At 37.3% G+C, this 16,786-nt stretch carries 15 protein-coding genes, 1 pseudogene and 1 riboswitch; of the genes and pseudogenes, 6 read left to right on the top strand and 10 right to left on the bottom strand.

The window, feature by feature from the left end; all coding sequences use genetic code 11:
* Positions 1–16 precede the first annotated feature (16 nt).
* The 4 genes from PLX19_RS18880 to PLX19_RS18865 form a co-directional block, all read right to left on the bottom strand.
* A complete protein-coding gene (locus PLX19_RS18880; protein ID WP_272190311.1) occupies positions 17–718 on the bottom strand; it encodes an amino acid ABC transporter permease in 702 nt (233 codons plus the stop codon).
* On the bottom strand, positions 705–1,511 hold the full coding sequence (locus PLX19_RS18875; protein ID WP_272190310.1) for an amino acid ABC transporter substrate-binding protein: 807 nt from the start codon (positions 1,509–1,511) through the stop codon (positions 705–707). The genes PLX19_RS18880 and PLX19_RS18875 overlap by 14 nt, the downstream gene beginning before the upstream one ends.
* A gap of 356 nt (positions 1,512–1,867) precedes the next feature.
* Positions 1,868–3,868 carry an ABC transporter ATP-binding protein gene (locus tag PLX19_RS18870; RefSeq protein WP_272190309.1) on the bottom strand — a complete coding sequence of 667 codons (2,001 nt, stop codon included), beginning with the start codon at positions 3,866–3,868 and terminating at the stop codon, positions 1,868–1,870.
* Positions 3,865–5,619 (bottom strand): ABC transporter ATP-binding protein, encoded by a 1,755-nt coding sequence (locus tag PLX19_RS18865; protein ID WP_272190307.1) that lies wholly within the window; start codon positions 5,617–5,619, stop codon positions 3,865–3,867. The genes PLX19_RS18870 and PLX19_RS18865 overlap by 4 nt, the downstream gene beginning before the upstream one ends.
* 441 nt (positions 5,620–6,060) lie before the next feature.
* Between PLX19_RS18865 and PLX19_RS18860 the strand changes: the two are divergent.
* From PLX19_RS18860 to PLX19_RS18845, 4 genes and pseudogenes are all read left to right on the top strand, one after another.
* A pseudogene (locus PLX19_RS18860) lies at positions 6,061–6,390 on the top strand (HAD family hydrolase); the annotation flags it as partial.
* A gap of 219 nt (positions 6,391–6,609) precedes the next feature.
* A complete protein-coding gene (locus PLX19_RS18855) occupies positions 6,610–8,049 on the top strand; it encodes an NADP-dependent glyceraldehyde-3-phosphate dehydrogenase (protein WP_272190306.1) in 1,440 nt (479 codons plus the stop codon).
* A gap of 255 nt (positions 8,050–8,304) precedes the next feature.
* A complete protein-coding gene (locus tag PLX19_RS18850) occupies positions 8,305–8,490 on the top strand; it encodes a hypothetical protein (protein WP_272190305.1) in 186 nt (61 codons plus the stop codon).
* Positions 8,491–8,777: 287 nt separating this feature from the next.
* On the top strand, positions 8,778–8,963 hold the full coding sequence (locus PLX19_RS18845) for a hypothetical protein (protein ID WP_272190304.1): 186 nt from the start codon (positions 8,778–8,780) through the stop codon (positions 8,961–8,963).
* 58 nt (positions 8,964–9,021) lie between these two features.
* Here PLX19_RS18845 and PLX19_RS18840 read toward each other — a convergent pair whose 3' ends face one another.
* The gene (locus PLX19_RS18840; protein WP_272190303.1) at positions 9,022–9,396 is read right to left on the bottom strand and encodes a hypothetical protein; all 375 of its coding nucleotides are present in this window, start codon (positions 9,394–9,396) and stop codon (positions 9,022–9,024) included.
* Positions 9,397–9,616: 220 nt separating this feature from the next.
* Positions 9,617–9,796: riboswitch (Lysine riboswitch) on the top strand.
* A gap of 132 nt (positions 9,797–9,928) precedes the next feature.
* Between PLX19_RS18840 and PLX19_RS18835 the strand changes: the two genes are divergently transcribed.
* Positions 9,929–11,347, top strand: a complete 1,419-nt coding sequence (locus PLX19_RS18835; protein WP_272190302.1) for an amino acid permease — start codon at positions 9,929–9,931, stop codon at positions 11,345–11,347.
* Positions 11,348–11,568: 221 nt separating this feature from the next.
* Positions 11,569–12,669, top strand: a complete 1,101-nt coding sequence (locus PLX19_RS18830; protein WP_272190301.1) for an ABC transporter permease — start codon at positions 11,569–11,571, stop codon at positions 12,667–12,669.
* A gap of 41 nt (positions 12,670–12,710) precedes the next feature.
* Here PLX19_RS18830 and PLX19_RS18825 read toward each other — a convergent pair whose 3' ends face one another.
* The 5 genes from PLX19_RS18825 to PLX19_RS18805 form a co-directional block, all read right to left on the bottom strand.
* Positions 12,711–13,481 (bottom strand): NADH dehydrogenase subunit, encoded by a 771-nt coding sequence (locus PLX19_RS18825; protein ID WP_272190300.1) that lies wholly within the window; start codon positions 13,479–13,481, stop codon positions 12,711–12,713.
* Positions 13,482–13,645: 164 nt separating this feature from the next.
* The gene (locus PLX19_RS18820; RefSeq protein WP_272190299.1) at positions 13,646–13,963 is read right to left on the bottom strand and encodes a PadR family transcriptional regulator; all 318 of its coding nucleotides are present in this window, start codon (positions 13,961–13,963) and stop codon (positions 13,646–13,648) included.
* Positions 13,964–14,168: 205 nt separating this feature from the next.
* Entirely contained in the window at positions 14,169–14,714 is a 546-nt protein-coding gene (locus PLX19_RS18815) for a GNAT family N-acetyltransferase (RefSeq protein WP_272190297.1), read from the bottom strand.
* Between the two features lie 105 nt (positions 14,715–14,819).
* Positions 14,820–15,365 carry a GNAT family N-acetyltransferase gene (locus tag PLX19_RS18810; RefSeq protein WP_272190295.1) on the bottom strand — a complete coding sequence of 182 codons (546 nt, stop codon included), beginning with the start codon at positions 15,363–15,365 and terminating at the stop codon, positions 14,820–14,822.
* Between the two features lie 59 nt (positions 15,366–15,424).
* Positions 15,425–16,684, bottom strand: a complete 1,260-nt coding sequence (locus tag PLX19_RS18805; protein WP_272190294.1) for an MDR family MFS transporter — start codon at positions 16,682–16,684, stop codon at positions 15,425–15,427.
* Positions 16,685–16,786 lie beyond the last annotated feature (102 nt).

The following is a 16,786-nucleotide window of genomic DNA, read 5'->3' as shown; positions in this document are numbered from 1 at the left end:
CTCCTTTTAACAAGGATTATTTTAAAACATAACGCTCCGCTCGTTTTTCAAGCATTTGCTGTACAATCGATAGTAAGAAACAAATGACCCAGTAAATCAGTCCTGCTTCTGTATAAACAATTAAAAATTCATAGTTTGTCGCTGCAATTTCCTGCGCTTTCCGAAACATTTCTGTTACTAAAATTAATGACGCCAGCGATGTGTCTTTAATCAAACTAATAAATGTATTGGATAGAGGCGGAATCGAAACGCGCGTTGCCTGTGGCAGAATAACGCGGCGCAGCGCTTGCGGGTACGACATACCAATTGTATAAGCCGCCTCCCATTGCCCTTTCGGAATCGATAAAATCGAAGCGCGAATAATTTCTGAAGCGTACGCTCCGACATTTAACGAAAATCCAATGATCGCTGCTGGAAAGGAATTAATTGTAATCCCTATTGTCGGCAGTCCATAAAAAATAATAAATAACTGAACAAGAAGCGGTGTCCCGCGAATAATAGATACATAGATGCGTGCAATCCACTCTAGCACACGATTTCCCGAGATGCGGCATAGCGCTGTTACCGTTGCTAACGCTAAACCAATTATAAATGTAATCAATGTGAGCGGTATCGTATTGAAAAGAGCACCCTTCAGCATAGGCATGAAGGATGCTTTTGTTATATCAATCCAAACAGATAATCGATCTAAATCCAATATAGCATTACTTAGATACATCTTCACCAAACCATTTCTTCGATATTTTTTCGTATGTGCCGTCTTTTTTCATGTCATCTAATGCTTTGTTTACTTCAGCAACCAATTTGTCGCTGCCTTTACGGAACATTAAACCACTTTTTGATGCTTCTTTTTCTGTATCAACAATTTTTACTTTTGCATCTGGTTTTGTTTTTAAATAATTCAACACAGATAAACGATCATTAATTGTGAAATCAACGCGTCCAGAGTTTAATAATTCAACCGCTTGGTTAAATCCTTCTACCCCAACGATTTCTGCACCGTTTTTCTTCGCGATGTCGCTGAAGTTACTTGTTAAAGACTGTGCTGCTTTTAAACCTTTCACATCTGTGAATTTCGCTGGTTTATCTTTATCTTTTGGAATCACAAGTACTGCTGAAGATGATACGTATGGATTAGAAAAATCATATTTCTTTTGGCGATCTTCACGAATTCCGACTTCGTTCGCAATCATATCAACACGCTTTGCATCAAGTCCAGCAAATAAGCTGTCCCATTGTGTTTCTTTAAATACTGCTTTCACCCCAAGACGTTTTGCTACTTCTTCTGCAATTTCAACATCAAACCCAGTTAACTTTCCATTTCCATCATGGAATGTGAACGGCGGGTATGTACCTTCTGTTCCAACAACAAGCTCTCCGCTCTTCTTAATTTGCTCAAGCGCATCTTTGCTAGTGCTTGGCGCTGTATTATCTTTTGCTTGTTTTCCGCAACCTGCTACAACTCCTACAACTAGTAGTGCAAGTACGAAAAATGAAAGTAATTTTTTCATGATAGTAATCCTCCAAGTATTCTGATAGGAATTTAAGAATAACATTAACGTATTCTATTCAATCTTGCAACATTTTTCAATCAAAATGTTCTCACTTAGTGTATCCTTTTCAATCAAAATCAATCATGTGAACATCGAAGCACAAAAAAAGAACTTGCTACTTTGGCAAGTTCTTCAAGAATCTAACACACAATATCCAATCATTCCGCATAATAACAAAAAGAACGCAATGTTAAAAGTAACTGATAATTCCTCCATTTATATTCCCCCTTTTGTTCAACGTACCATATAGACAAAGGGGAAATACGTCCTACTTGTAAACATTACTTTAAAATTATCTGAACATTCCGTGAACGTTACGCACTTTGACTATTTGCCATTTGTGTATTATACATTTCATAGTAACGTCCTTGCTTTTCCATCAACTCTTCATGCGAACCTTTTTCAAGAATCGTTCCACGATCTAGTACGATAATTTGGTCAGCACTTTTTATCGTTGATAAACGGTGGGCAATAATAAATGTCGTTCGCCCTTTTTTCACGACTTCGAGCGCCTGTTGAATTACTGCCTCTGTTTCCGTATCGATGCTAGATGTTGCTTCATCTAAAATTAAAATGGCTGGATCAAAGGCAAGTGCCCGGGCGAAAGAAATAAGCTGCCTTTCACCTGTCGAAAGCGTACTTCCTTTTTCCGTTATTTCTTCCTCAATGTTACCCGCAAAACGTTCTGCTCCAACGTCACGCAGCGCTTTCACAATCGTTTCTTTCGAAATACGTTCTTGCTCTAAACTTACATTAGAAGCAACTGTTCCTGTAAATAGAAATGGATCTTGCAGAACAATTCCCATATGTTCGCGAAGCGCTTGTTTTGGAATGTCTTTTATATCGTATCCATCAATTTTGATGCTGCCTTTTTGAAATTCATAAAACTGAAAGAGTACATTCATAATCGAGCTTTTTCCTGATCCAGTATGGCCGACTAACGCAATTGTTTCCCCTTTCTTCGCATCAAAGGAAATATTCTGCAACACTTCATCTTTCCCATTATAAGAAAACGAAACATTATCAAAACGAACATTTCCTTGCATTTGCGGAATGTGCTCTTCCCGCACCGTTTCTCCCTTTTCATCTAACAATTCAAACACACGCTCAGCAGCAACGCGCGCTTGCTCTAAGTTCGCTAACTGATTCACCATATTTGTAATTGGTGAGAATAATCGCGTTAAATAATCAACGAACGCGTATAACACACCTAACGAAATCACTCCTGCTGCACTTAATGACGCGCCGCCAAAGTACCAAATCACACCAGTAAATGCAATGTTGCGGAGTACGCCAACTAAGTTATGAGACGTTGCTGCATTTAAACTTAAAATTTTATTTTGGTACATATAATACTCTTCGTTTAATTGTTCAAATTCTTGCTTTGTCGCACGTTCTTGACGAAACGCTTGAATGATCGGCATCCCTTGAATGGATTCATTCACTTTTCCATTAATGTCCGACAAACGTGAGCGCATTTTATGATTGTATACAGATGCATATTTTCGATAAAAAATTGCCCACACACATAAAATCGGAATTAAGATTAAACACATAAGCGCAAGCTTTGCATCCAATAAGAACAAGGCAACAAAAATACCAATAATATAAATAAAGCTAGAAAAGAATGTCGATAATACCGTTACATATAGCTCGCGAATCGCCTCCGTATCATTTGTCACACGAGAAACAATTTTCCCGGCGGGTAAATGATCAAAGTAGCGAATCGGTAATGTTTGAATGTGAGAAAACACGTCTTCTCGCATAATTTGAATAATTTTATTCGCTGCTTTTTGTAAATAAAATTGTTTTCCATACGCAAAGAGGGATACAACAAGTAAAAGAGCTAAATATCCACCTCCGAGTAACAATAATCGTTTTATTTCTGGTTGATAAAACGAGAAAACTTCCTTCCCTGTAAGCTTAGTTCCTTTATATACTTGCGCCGCTTTCCCTTGTTGAATCGTCACCATGTCTCCTTTTACAGAGCGCGTTCCTTCCAGTGAAAATTTATTCGGAATAAAATAATAGTCGCGGCCAATTTGAACAATGCGCACTTCTTTTCCTTTCTGCTCGCCTGCTTCAAACCGATCACTTCGCTTATACCAAGTGTTGTGATAAAAAACAGCATCATCTCCTTCTACTGTTTCATACCAAGGCCTTTCAATGCCAACAATATGTTCATCAATCATCGTTTTTGCCACAAACGGCCCAGCTAATTCCGCAATAACGAAAATAAATAACATCGCTAAAGCAATGCCAATCGTTGTTTTTACTTTCATCGCATATTGAAATAATCGTTTTCCAACACTCATATTTTCACCTCGCCTTCTACGATTTCCCCTTGTTGTCTTTCAAACTGTTCTGTATACCAACCGCCCTTTTGAATCAGCATATTATGCGTTCCTTCTTCAACAATTTTCCCATTATCCATCACAAGAATCCAATCCGCATGCTGCGTTGCTGATAAACGATGCGTCGTAATAATCGTCGTTTTTCCGCTTCGTTCTTTCCTAATATTTTCAATAATTGTGGCTTCCGTTCTTGCATCAACTGCTGATAACGAATCGTCTAAAATTAAAATTTCTGGATTTTGAATGACTGCACGTGCAATGGAAATACGCTGTTTTTGCCCGCCAGATAGCGATACACCTTTTTCTCCAACAAGCGTTTCAAGTCCATCCGGCAAAAATTCCAAGTCTTTCGTAAAAGCAGCAATTTCAATGGCCTTTTGCAGCTCCTCTTCACTCGCTTCTCCGTTCCCAAATAAAATATTTTCCCGCGCTGTTTTGGAAAATAGAATGTGTTCTTGCGGAACATATCCAACCCAGCTTAATACTTGATCGATATGAATATTTTGCATCGGTATACCTGACACTGCAATTTCCCCTGTCCCAAGTGGATACTGACGCAGAAGCTGCCGAACGAGCGTTGTTTTTCCGCTTCCTGTTCTTCCAACAATCCCAAGCGTTTCTCCTCTGCTAAGCGAAAACGAAACGTTTTTTAAATTGAACGTAGAAGATGTCGGGTAAGAAAAAGATACATCTTCAAAATCAATACAGTCTGGCTGATGTACACGTACAGGTTTCTTTACGTTTTGTACATCTTGCTTATATGCTAACGTTTCATTTACACGATCAAGCGACGCATTCCCGCGCTGCATGACATTAATCAGCTCCCCAATCGCAAACATCGGCCAAATCATCATGCCAAGGTACACATTAAACGATACAAGTTCCCCAAGCGTTACCTCATTTTGAAATACTAAAAACGCCCCGTACACAAGGCCAATTAAATAACTCATCCCCACAAGCATTTTCACTGTCGGTTGAAAAAGCGAATCAATTTTTGCGACCTTCATATTCTTTTCATACACATCTGTCGCTAACGTATTGAAGCGCTTCTCATCTTCTCTTTCCTGTACATAAGCACGAATCACACGTACACCAGCAATCGACTCTAGCACTTTATCGTTCATATCGCCAAATGTATCTTGAGCAACTGTAAAGCGATCATGTAGTTTCTTTCCATAAGTACTCACTGCATACGCCATAATCGGCAACGGTAATAGTGCTGCAAGTGTTAACTTCCAACTAATTGAAATGCCCATCATCAGCACAATTGTCAGCATATATAAACTCGAATCAACGAGCGTTAAAATACCAAATCCAGCTGTCATGGCAATTGCTTTTAAATCATTCGTTGCCCTCGCCATTAAATCACCTGTACGGTTTTTCTGATAAAAAGTTGGCGTCATCTTCAGCAAATGTCCCATAAATTTCGTACGCATCGTTTTTTCAAGCACAAATGCACCGCCAAATAACTGATATTGCCACACATAAGAAAGTACATAACCTGCAGCTGCTGCCATGAGCAACATCCCTACATACTTCATAATTCCCGCATTTGTTAAATCCCCAGCTTTTATATCATCAATTGCTAATCCAATTAATTTTGGCGGGATCACCTCAATGACATTGACAAAAAGTAAACAAACAATCGCAATGCTATACCTTTTCCAATGCGTTTTAAAAAACCATGTTAATTTTTGTAATACAGAAAACAATATAACCTCTCCCTTCTCGTTGTTGTATAAACATAGACTCGTTATCCGCTATCTAGCGTCTCCGTTTTTACCATACGCACCTCATACTTTTCCATCGTCATTCCTACCTTTCTAAAATTACTTATTGAAACTATACAAATGTATAGGAACAATCTAAAAAAAAAAGACAAAAAAAGGCATACCGTCGCTTTGACGATATGCGAAAAACGCATAAAAGCGTACGTTACGGCACACGCAACGTACGCTTTCTTTTCAGGCTAACAAGAAGCGTTATTTGTCCGTAGAGGTTGCGTGATGATATTTATTGTGTAAAACATGTAAGCCAGTCATATATACGATTACAATCATCACGCACACCTCCTTCTTCTTTTATTTTCCATTTTTAATTTTATAACTTTAAAGACTTTTCTGTCAATTGTTTTTTTATTTTAGGCTCTGTTAAATAAAAATGTAATTATGACCCATAATCATAGGAACGGGAGTTTAGCCACCTTAACATAATACGGATGGGATAAATACTTTGTTGATATGATAACTATTGACAATGGTTTTCCTCGTAAACCCAATCCATCAGCATATCTTCATTTACACACAAAACACAGAATCGATTTCGTTACTTGGGATAGAGAATTAGATTTATTACTCGCAAAAGAATTGGGAATTTTAACGTGCATTTTTCAAGGTCAAAGTGATTTAGCTGATTATCATTTACAGGACTACTCAGAATTTTTTAATACTGATATTTCGTTAGCAAAACAAGTAATCAGTTAGTAATAAATACAGGAAAAGGACCAAATCTTGGTCTTTTCCCTGTATTTATTACTATCAACATAATTCTTTAATATAGCCTTATTTTACAACAAAGAAAGCGAATGCAAAAACCGTGCCAAAAATAGATTCACAAACATTTCATTTGAATTTTTTTTTCAAACCCCCTACAATCACCATATACTCACTCTTACAAGTCACTAATTTTTAGGAGGACTTACTATGCAAACTAGCAAGACGTATAAGTTTTATATAAACGGAGAATGGAAAGAAAGCTCGTCAGGGCAAACAATCGATATTTCATCTCCATATCTTCATGAAGTAATCGGACAAGTACAAGCCATTACTCGCACAGAGGTAGATGAAGCGATTCAATTGGCGAAAGAAGCGCAAAAAGACTGGGCCGAAGCATCTCTTCAAGATCGTGCACAGTACTTATATAAATGGGCTGATGAGCTCGTGAATATGCAAGATGAAATTGCTGACATCATCATGAAAGAAGTCGGCAAAGGGTATAAAGATGCCCAAAAAGAAGTTGTTCGTACAGCTGATTTCATTCGTTACACAGTAGATGAGGCTATGCATATGCATGGTGAAAGTATGATGGGCGATAGCTTCCCTGGCGGCGCTAAATCTAAACTTGCGATTATTCAGCGCGCTCCACTTGGCATCGTTCTTGCAATCTCACCATTTAACTACCCTGTCAACTTAGCAGCTGCTAAGCTTGCACCGGCTCTTATTACAGGAAACGCTGTTATCTTTAAGCCAGCTACACAAGGTGCAATTAGCGGTATTAAAATGATTGAAGCCTTGCATAAAGCAGGCCTTCCAAAAGGACTTGTTAACGTAGTAACAGGCCGCGGTTCTGTCATTGGTGATTATTTAGTAGAGCATTCTGGCATCGATATGGTATCGTTCACAGGTGGTACACATACAGGTACACATTTAGCGAAAAAAGCAGCTATGATTCCACTTGTCCTTGAACTTGGCGGAAAAGACCCTGGTATTGTACGCGAAGACGCAGACCTACAAGAAGCTGCCAAACATATCATTAGTGGGGCATTCTCTTACTCTGGCCAACGATGCACAGCGATTAAACGCGTCCTTGTACATGAACATGTAGCAGATGAACTCGTTCGCTTATTACAAGAAGAAATTACAAAGCTATCTGTTGGTTCTCCGGAACAAGACAGCACGATCGTCCCACTAATCGATGACAAATCTGCGGATTTCGTTCAAAGCTTAGTAGACGATGCAATTCAAAAAGGTGCAACTGTTATCATCGGCAACAAACGTGAGCGTAACTTAATCTACCCAACACTTCTTGATCACGTCACAGAAGATATGAAAGTCGCTTGGGAAGAGCCATTTGGTCCGATTCTCCCAGTCATTCGCGTTACTTCTGACGAACAAGCAATTGAAATTGCCAACAAGTCTGATTTTGGTTTACAAGCAAGTGTATTTACAAAAGATATTAACAAAGCATTTCACATTGCAAACAAAATCGAAGCAGGCTCTGTGCAAATTAACGGCCGCACGGAACGCGGCCCAGATCACTTCCCATTCATCGGTGTAAAAGGTTCTGGTATGGGCGCACAAGGTATTCGTAGAAGCCTTGAATCGATGACGCGCGAGAAAGTAACAGTATTGAATTTGATGTAACGACATCAAAAACCACTTTTTAGATGGGCGAGAACCCCTGTCAGGGCCTTTTTCTGCCACGGGCGAGGTTTAATATTCGTTTGACTTATAGGTTAAAAAATCAAAAGAAATTTACTTATAAAGGGAAGTAGGAAATAGTTTCTACTTCCCTTTATATTTTTTTAAAAATAGTTAACGGAACTATATTTCCCCCGCACACACTCTCTATCACTTTCATATATATATATTAACTTCTGATAGAGAGGAGGCGGTCTTATGGCAATCACATTAAATGGGTTAAGAGAAGGCGACAAAATCCGTGTGTTTTCAGCAGGTCGTGAAATCGACGGTGAAGGTGTTTTCCTTCGCATAGACAACAACAACTTCTTAATTTGGGTTGATAATCATGCAAATATCAATATTACAAGCTTAAATACAATTAGTATTCGTAAAGTTTCCTAATTACCTATAAAATTGTTTTATTTTTTCATAAAAGACACTGAGTCTATATCAAAAGGAGTTAGAGAAATCCTTTTTGAATAGGCTCTTTTTATTATACGTTTTACACTGTTTATATGACTGATAACTCTGTTAAGGTTAACGGAAGTAAACGATATTCGTAAGAAAATACATTATGGAATTTAATGTAACTCTATAAAAATAGTTGCTAGTACTGCATTATCCCCGCACACATTCTCTACCTTTTTCATATATATATATTAACTTCTGATAGAGAGGAGGCGGTCTTATTGGCAATCACATTAAATGGTTTAGTAGAAGGCGACAAAATTCGCGTATTTTCAGCAGGTCGTGAAATTGACGGCAGAGGTGTTTTCATCCGCATAGACAACAACAACTTCTTAGTTTGGGTTGATAGTCACGCAAATATCAACGTTACAAGCTTAGATACAATTAGCATTCGCAAAGTTTCCTAATAATTTCCAAAGTGTTTAACCCTCTCACAGTAAAACACTGGGTCTATATCAAAAAGAGTTAGAGAAATCCTTTTTGAATAGACTCTTTTTTTATAATACGTTTTACACTGTTTATATGACTAATGGTTAAGTCATAATCTACGTTAATCCAATATAACCATTCATTTGTACACTCAATAAAGATGCCTTCTATACTTGTTTCTCCTTCAAATACTTCTATCTTATCTCCTAACGAAAAATGAGAAGGCAATGCACCCTTTTCTGCTTTTTTACTTATATTCCGTTGTATGTTATAAAGTAACTTCATGCATTGTTCTAAAGAAGCTGCGAGCTCTTCATTTTGTTTTTTCAACTCCTCTATTGGATCCGGTTTTTCACGCGTATCCATTCCCTTTCCGCATATAAAGCAGTTTCTCTTAAACCAGCTCTCCATCCGATTATCCCTCTCAAATAAAGTGCTCTTCATAATAAAAGATGCACTTTCGCCTCTTTTTATATACATATTATATGTTACAAATCCGAAAGTTGTTTCATTATTTCAAACATACTCTATTCTCACAATCATCCGATTATATCGATTTGCATTGACGAATAAAAATCCATTTGTTACCCTTGGTTATGTTAACTTTATATATAAATCCTCATTCGTATCTCGGTGAGGTAGAGGTTGCAATTATTAATAGTATGATTTGGGAGATGTGTGGCATCGCTGAACAAATCAAAAAGGAATAATTGCCGAAGCAAGAAGTGTCCACAATGCTTTTTTGCTGGGTCTGCATTGAATAAGTGCAGGACTGTCACAAGCTGTTTGCTTGTGGAGAGCTATCGAGAGATATGTCCGTGGGTTTCTTAATAAGATTGAGAAGCGCGTGAACATATACGCGCTTTTTTGTTTTGTTTGGAACTTCAAACACATACATATCTCCTCGCTTGACTTGGTTATACTAATTTTGGAGGTAATTTCTATGCAACAAAAAAAATGGGGCTTTTGGGTACTCACTGCATTTGTAGTTGGAAATATGGTCGGAGCTGGTATTTTCATGGTTCCGAGTACATTAGCACAAACAGCTAGCCCTCTTGGTGTTACTTTAGCTTGGTTAACAACAGGGTTTGGCGTGTTAATGCTAGCACTTGTTTTCGGTAATTTAGCAATTCGTCGTCCTGATTTAACAACAGGGCCGCAAAGTCATGCTTATGCACTGTTTTCTAAACAAAAAACGAAGAAAATGGCAGGTTTTAGCATCGTATGGGGCTACTGGGTTGCAAACTGGGCAAGTAACGTAGCTATCATTACATCATTTGCTGGTTATTTATCACTCTTTTTCCCAATTATGAAAGATACACGTGTATTATTTTCAGTCGGAACGTTCGACATTGCAGTCGGAAAACTAATTACGTTCTCTATTTGTACCCTGTTACTATGGGGAACACACATGATTTTAACGAACGGTATAAGCGGTGCTGGGAAACTAAACTTCCTAGCAACAACAACGAAAGTAACAGGATTCCTGCTTTTCATCGTTGTTACTTTATTCGCCTTCCAAGCATCTAAACTTGGACAATGGTATACACCGATTATTGATAAAGAAGGCATTTCACACGGACTATTATCACAAGTAAACTTAGCTGCCTTAACAACACTTTGGGCCTTTATCGGCATCGAGTCAGCTGTCTTATTATCAAACCGTGCTGTTTCACCAAAAACAGTAAAACACGCAACTGTTGCTGGTTTATTGTTAACTGTTGGAATTTACTTAGGAATTACAATCTTAACAATGGGCGTTCTTCATATCGATAAGCTTCAAGCATCTGAACGACCATTAGCAGATGCCTTATCTGCAGCAATGGGACATGGCGGCGGAAAATTAATGGCGCTGCTTGCACTTACTTCTTTATTTGGTTCTATTCTTGGCTGGGTTTTATTAAGCTCAGAAGTACCGTATCAAGCAGCAAAAGAAGGGTTCTTCCCCTCTTTCTTTACAAAAACAAATAAAAAAGGAAGTCCGATTCATTCGCTTCGTATAACAAATATTATGTCGCAAGTGTTCCTATTCTCAACACTATCCGGGACAATTGCCGAGGCGTATACATTTGTGATTACCGTTTCAACACTAGCCTACTTAATTCCATATCTCGTTTCACCAATCTTCCAGCTGAAACTCGTGATGACAGGTGAAACATACGAAAATCAAAAAGGTTCTCGTATCATCGATGGAATCATTGCGGCGATTGCACTCATTTATGCACTATGGGTTATTAAAACCGGATCTTCTGATATGAAAACATTCCTGCTTGGTATTGGATTATTTGTCGTCGGATTTGCATTCTATCCATTAATGAAACGCGATGAGAAGAAGGCGAAGCAAAACGAGCAAGTTGCCTAAAAGGTAGCTTGCTTTTTTTATTTACGTAAAACTTATTGTAGGCGGGCGAGAGGATCTGGCCATGTGTGGTAGCGGTCAGGGCCCTTTTTTGCAACGTGCAGTGTGAAAATACGAGGTTTCAAAGTACAGGTCACTTTTTGTTTCACATAGAACTATATCTGCATTAACAGGTAGTACGAGGAGCACTCTTAAGTTTATAATGAAGGAAGGAGGTGATTTCATTGACAATCGAAACACTTTGGACAAGCCGCTTCCAGAAACATCTGCAAAAAATTGTGATGTACTTTGCCCGCATTGCAAGCGGACTTATCTATAGCTCACTACTAGTTCTTTGTGTGGGGAGCTATTATTATGCAAAATTTCTTCGTTCCTTTCCATCTGAGTCTGTTGCCTTAACCATTGTGACGATTTTACTTACGGTGATACTCACTCGCTGCCCCATTCGAACATTTTTACAAAAGCCGGATATGCTATATCTATTGCCGATAGAAGAAAAACTAACCTATTACTTTAAGCGTTCTCTTTTATATAGTTATCTCATTCAACTCTTTCCCTTATTATGTGCGGTACTCATCATTACACCGCTTGCCGGACAATCATTACATACAACACCTGCTTTTTTAGGCGGAGCTTTTATCATCCTTGCTTTCATAAAGTGGTGGAACATGTACATACATTGGACATATCTAAATACAGAAATTGCTTCATACTGGTTGCTTATTCGGATATTCTGCAATGCAGCCATTACATATACAATGTTTCAATTCACTTCAATTATGATTGTGGGAAGTATACTCCTTGTCATAGCGCTCTTATTTTTATATACGATGAACAAACAAAAGCGGCACATCCATTGGGAATATTTCATAGAGCAAGAAGAAAAAATGGACATGCGCTTTTATCAATTTGTTCATTTCTTTACAGATGTACCGCAAATCAAACAGCAAGTCAAACAAAGAAAATGGCTCACCACTTGGATGGAACGGATCCTATATAAAAAACGATCTCCTTTTTTATATTTATATAGTTTATCCTTTGTACGTACTAATGATTACTTCGGTATGTATATACGATTAACTTTAGTAGGAGGATTTATTTCTTACTACATTCCCAGCTTGATCGGAAAAGGAATCACCGCGGTATGTTTCCTATACATATCATTTTTACAACTCCGCGCCCTTTGGAATTATTTTTCGGGAAATAGTATTGTAGCATTGTATCCAGTTTCAGTTACGGAGCGAAAACGGGTTTTTATGACGTTTATATATTTAGTGACTTTTATACAATTTGTCTTCTTTTTCGGGGTTATTTTACTGAAATAGAAAGAATCCATTTTGATTAAAATGGATTCTTTCTATTGATCCTATTCAATAACTTGATGATTTTTCGCTTTCCTATAGAAATAGATTGCTAAAAACACACCTATGACAACACAGACAATAATAGTTGCTGTAATATACCGCGGGTCTTTATTTATTTCACTTGGAATAATTCGCTCTGCGATTGGACCAATACATAGTGTAAATACTGCAAAAATTGTAATCCAAGATTTTGTATACAGTGCAAAAAGAACAAAAAGTAGCATACATACGGCAGCAATTATATAGTTTTGCGTTGGAGTTGCCACAAAATAATTTGCATCCATTTTTCCATCCATCCAAAAATAGAATACTAACCAGCCACCAATAGTAATACAATTAGCTAGTAACATTAGAAATAGCGACTTTTTTGTAGATGGATATACTTTAGGAATACCTTTCAATAAAGTAATTGCGAATACAGCAAAGGTTAAAAATAACGGTAATGATCCAAATAACAATATATTTTGTGAAATTTTAAATTGTCCCTTAATGGCTGGAGGAAAGGCCATATAAGCGATAATAACCAAAATCGCTGCTGGAATGAGTTTCATTAATCCTTCTTTATCTACAGGCAATTCTTTTCCGATATTCTTCATGTGCTGCTTACGACTTTCCCCAATAATATGATCTACACTCTGCCCTCTTTTTTCAGCTTCTGTTAAGTGAATTTCTAATTCGTCGACAATTTCATTGATATCCTCATCTTTCTTACCCCGCTGCAATAAATACATTCTCAGTTCAATTAAGAACTGTTCCGACTTCGTAGATAACATGTTATTGTCCCCCTTTATTTATCCCGCATTAACGGGCAGTAAGACTCCCACCTCAAGACTGAAACAGAAGCGAAGAAGATAGGTGGGAGATAAATGTCCATAAAAGCCCGATTGGTTCAACTAACCATCGGTGGGGGATGAAGAACCCCCCACCGATGGAAGTTTCACTTTATCACGTTTTCAACAGATAGTTTTAAATCGTTCCACCGCTCTTTAAAACTATCCAATTCCTTCTCCCCTAATTCTGTTAAAAGATAGTACTTTCGTTTTGGGCCAGCAGTTGACTCCCTTAACACACTTGTTAGTAAACCTTCTTTTTGCATACGTAATAATAAAGGATAAATGGTCCCTTCACTAAAGGAGTGAAACCCATAACTATGTAATTTCTCTGTTAATTCATAACCGTATATTTCTCCTTCTTGAATAATGGCTAGAATACAGCCTTCCAAAATGCCCTTTAGCATTTGCGTTGAATCAGCCATTGTCTCTCTCCTTTTTTCGTACATACTTCTTAATACCTTGTAATACAAGGTAAATAATTAGACTAATAACTTGCAATGCAAGTGTTACAACCATAAAATACCATAAACTAACTTGTAATGCAAGATATACCTCAATTAAAAAGGAGCTGAAATCAGCTCCTTTTTAATATGATCCGACTATCTTCATGTTGAATCACCGATAAAATTAGTTTTGAGTAAATTCGATAGTTGGAAGTAAGGAATAAACATTCGTATCATACGCAACATTATTTTGATACATATAATTTCGAAGAACGCCTTCTTCTTGAAAGCCTAACTTTGTTAATAACACATTAGATGCTTTATTCTCTGTAAAAACAACTGCTCCAATCCGCGTTAAATGTAGCTCATGAAATCCATATGTTGTAACTTTTTTAACAGCTTCAGTGGCATACCCATTTCTCCAGTATTCAGGTAAAAATGCATAAGCGATTTCAGCTCTCTTATGTTCGGTAGACCAGTCATGAAATCCAATCGTTCCAATCATTCCTTCTATCCCTTTTCTTTCAATTCCCCATTTTATCCCGCGTTTTTCTTTGTAGTTATTTGAAAAATTCTTAATGATATGTTTCACCTGTTCTAAATCTGTTAGTGGATTTTGTCCGTAGTAACGTAATACATCTTCATTTGAAAAGCAATTCAATATCCCTTGTGCATCATCTTCTATTAGTTCTCTTAAGATTAATCTTTCTGTTTCTAAAACAGGAAACATTCTCCCACTCCCTTTGTTTTAAACCTCGCACGTGGTAGAAAAAGGCCCTGACCGCTTCCATGCACGGCCAGACGCTCTTATTCTCCCTAAATTTTATATCGTTTTTTATCCATTAAACCTCCCCATCAAAATCGTATTATAGTAATTCCCATCCGATAAAACTTTGTCATTTTTCAATATCCCTTCCACTTCAAAACCATATCTTTCATAAAGACTTTTCGCTTTCTCATTCGTTTCAAGAACATTCAAAGTGATTTTCTTAATGTCATGGGAGTCTGCCCAAGTAATGGATTCTTCTAAGAAGTTCTTTCCAATACCGTATCCCCAATATTCCTGTAATACGCACACGCCAAATTCTACTTTATGGGATGTTCTTTTCAATTTATTCCCTTCACACCTTGAAAAACCTACAATTCTTCCACTTACTTCAGCTACTAAAAATAGATTACTAACACTGTCTGTATCTTCTTTAATGATCCTTTTAAAACCCGCTTCGTCTATGTACGCTTCGCCTTTCTCTCTATCTAAGTTTTCTGTTTCACCATCTATTTGTAATCGCACTTCAGACAAATTTTTTGCGTCTTCTTCCACTGCAGACCTAATCATATAATGTGTATTACGACTATAAAATTCTTTTGGACTAATTTTCATTACAATTACCTCCTATTCTTTAAGAAAGCTACTTGTCCTCAAAACAAGCAGCCTTCACATTACCCTATTTTCTCTACTTTATCCCTTTGAAGGTGATACATATCTACCGCTTTCTTAAATAAAAGAATACTACTTATTCCGATGAAGCAGTATAAAATACTCATTCCCCAGGAAGCAATAACAGAACCAATCATAATGCCGAGCGTTCCAACCATCTTTGCGATTTGAAAGACCATGCTGGTAATGGCCATATAAGAACTTCTCGCATCGTCCCTTGCCATATCTGCCCGAATCGATTGGCTTACTGGCACATACATCATTTCTCCAATTGTTTGGAACAAACCTGCCAGTAATAAAATCCATAGACTGTTACTAGCTCCAAATATCGTAAACCCAATTGTATAGATAAATAAACCTGCATACAGTACTTTCCGGTCATCAAAATGATTCATGATTTTCACCATAAGCGCTGAAAATAACACAACTAATACGGTATTTTCAGTGGATATCCAGCTGAGCATCCGAATCCCTGTTAAATCAAAATTATTTCCGTTCCAGAATGAAAATGTTATCGTTTCAAATTCCTTTTGCAGACGAACGCCGATGTAATTATTAATTTGAAATTCTAATGATAATGCACATATACTTCCTAAGCACAATATGATAAACGCCTTATCTTTCATGACAACTCGGTAATTGTTTACCATATCTGTTAATACGTTTTGCTTTTCTACTTTCTTTTGAACGACATATACTTCTTCCATATAAACTGTAATTAAATACAGCGTTAATAAGGCAATGCCTGTCAGCAATATAAATAATTGAAAACGATAGTGTTCAAAGAGAAGTCCTCCGAAAATCGCACCGATCGCAATCGATAAATTGATTGCCCAGTAATTAATGCTGTACATCATTTTTCGATTTTCCGGTGTACTTACATCAATTAACATTGCTTCTGTTGCTGGGTTCATCAAGCCAGAACCGATGCTATTGATTAGTAAAAATACAAATGTAAGCCAAGGTGAATCTATATAATCTGAGTTCGCAACTCCCATACATGCAATAGAGATTACTTGAATTACCTGTCCAATAATCATAACTTTTTTCCGTCCTAATGTATCGGCAATATAGCCGCCATATAAACCCACAATGAGTGACGCAATTACATTCAATAACAATAGGAACCCTGCTAGTGCTGCTCCTAATTTTATGGCGAAGTAAATCGCCATAAATGGAAAAATCATCGTTCCTACTGTCCGAGTTAAAAAGGATGTAATAATTCTAATTTTAATGTTGCGATGCATTGACCAAAATCCCATCTGTTTCCCCCTCCTTCTTGTTTCTTCATTTTACTTTGAAAAAGAGGAAGAAAAAGGTTAAAATATTCAGAAGAGTTTCCCCTTTTAGAAAAAGGAGCTGTA

Source organism: Bacillus sp. BP-3 (genome assembly GCF_028401955.1).
Lineage (GTDB): Bacteria > Bacillota > Bacilli > Bacillales > Bacillaceae_G > Bacillus_A.
Note: the sequence above shows the minus strand (reverse complement) of the source record. Positions and strands in the feature narration are given on the sequence as shown.

What these genes read in the sequence shown, in the direction of transcription:
- PLX19_RS18850 (WP_272190305.1), top strand. Translation starts at nt 8,305, where the DNA reads ATGGCAATCACATTAAATGGGTTAAGAGAAGGCGACAAAATCCGTGTG.
- PLX19_RS18880 (WP_272190311.1), bottom strand. Translation starts at nt 718, where the DNA reads ATGTATCTAAGTAATGCTATATTGGATTTAGATCGATTATCTGTTTGG.
- PLX19_RS18815 (WP_272190297.1), bottom strand. Translation starts at nt 14,714, where the DNA reads ATGTTTCCTGTTTTAGAAACAGAAAGATTAATCTTAAGAGAACTAATA.
- PLX19_RS18840 (WP_272190303.1), bottom strand. Translation starts at nt 9,396, where the DNA reads ATGGAGAGCTGGTTTAAGAGAAACTGCTTTATATGCGGAAAGGGAATG.
- PLX19_RS18825 (WP_272190300.1), bottom strand. Translation starts at nt 13,481, where the DNA reads ATGTTATCTACGAAGTCGGAACAGTTCTTAATTGAACTGAGAATGTAT.
- PLX19_RS18805 (WP_272190294.1), bottom strand. Translation starts at nt 16,684, where the DNA reads ATGGGATTTTGGTCAATGCATCGCAACATTAAAATTAGAATTATTACA.
- PLX19_RS18870 (WP_272190309.1), bottom strand. Translation starts at nt 3,868, where the DNA reads ATGAGTGTTGGAAAACGATTATTTCAATATGCGATGAAAGTAAAAACA.
- PLX19_RS18835 (WP_272190302.1), top strand. Translation starts at nt 9,929, where the DNA reads ATGCAACAAAAAAAATGGGGCTTTTGGGTACTCACTGCATTTGTAGTT.
- PLX19_RS18875 (WP_272190310.1), bottom strand. Translation starts at nt 1,511, where the DNA reads ATGAAAAAATTACTTTCATTTTTCGTACTTGCACTACTAGTTGTAGGA.
- PLX19_RS18820 (WP_272190299.1), bottom strand. Translation starts at nt 13,963, where the DNA reads ATGGCTGATTCAACGCAAATGCTAAAGGGCATTTTGGAAGGCTGTATT.
- PLX19_RS18855 (WP_272190306.1), top strand. Translation starts at nt 6,610, where the DNA reads ATGCAAACTAGCAAGACGTATAAGTTTTATATAAACGGAGAATGGAAA.
- PLX19_RS18810 (WP_272190295.1), bottom strand. Translation starts at nt 15,365, where the DNA reads ATGAAAATTAGTCCAAAAGAATTTTATAGTCGTAATACACATTATATG.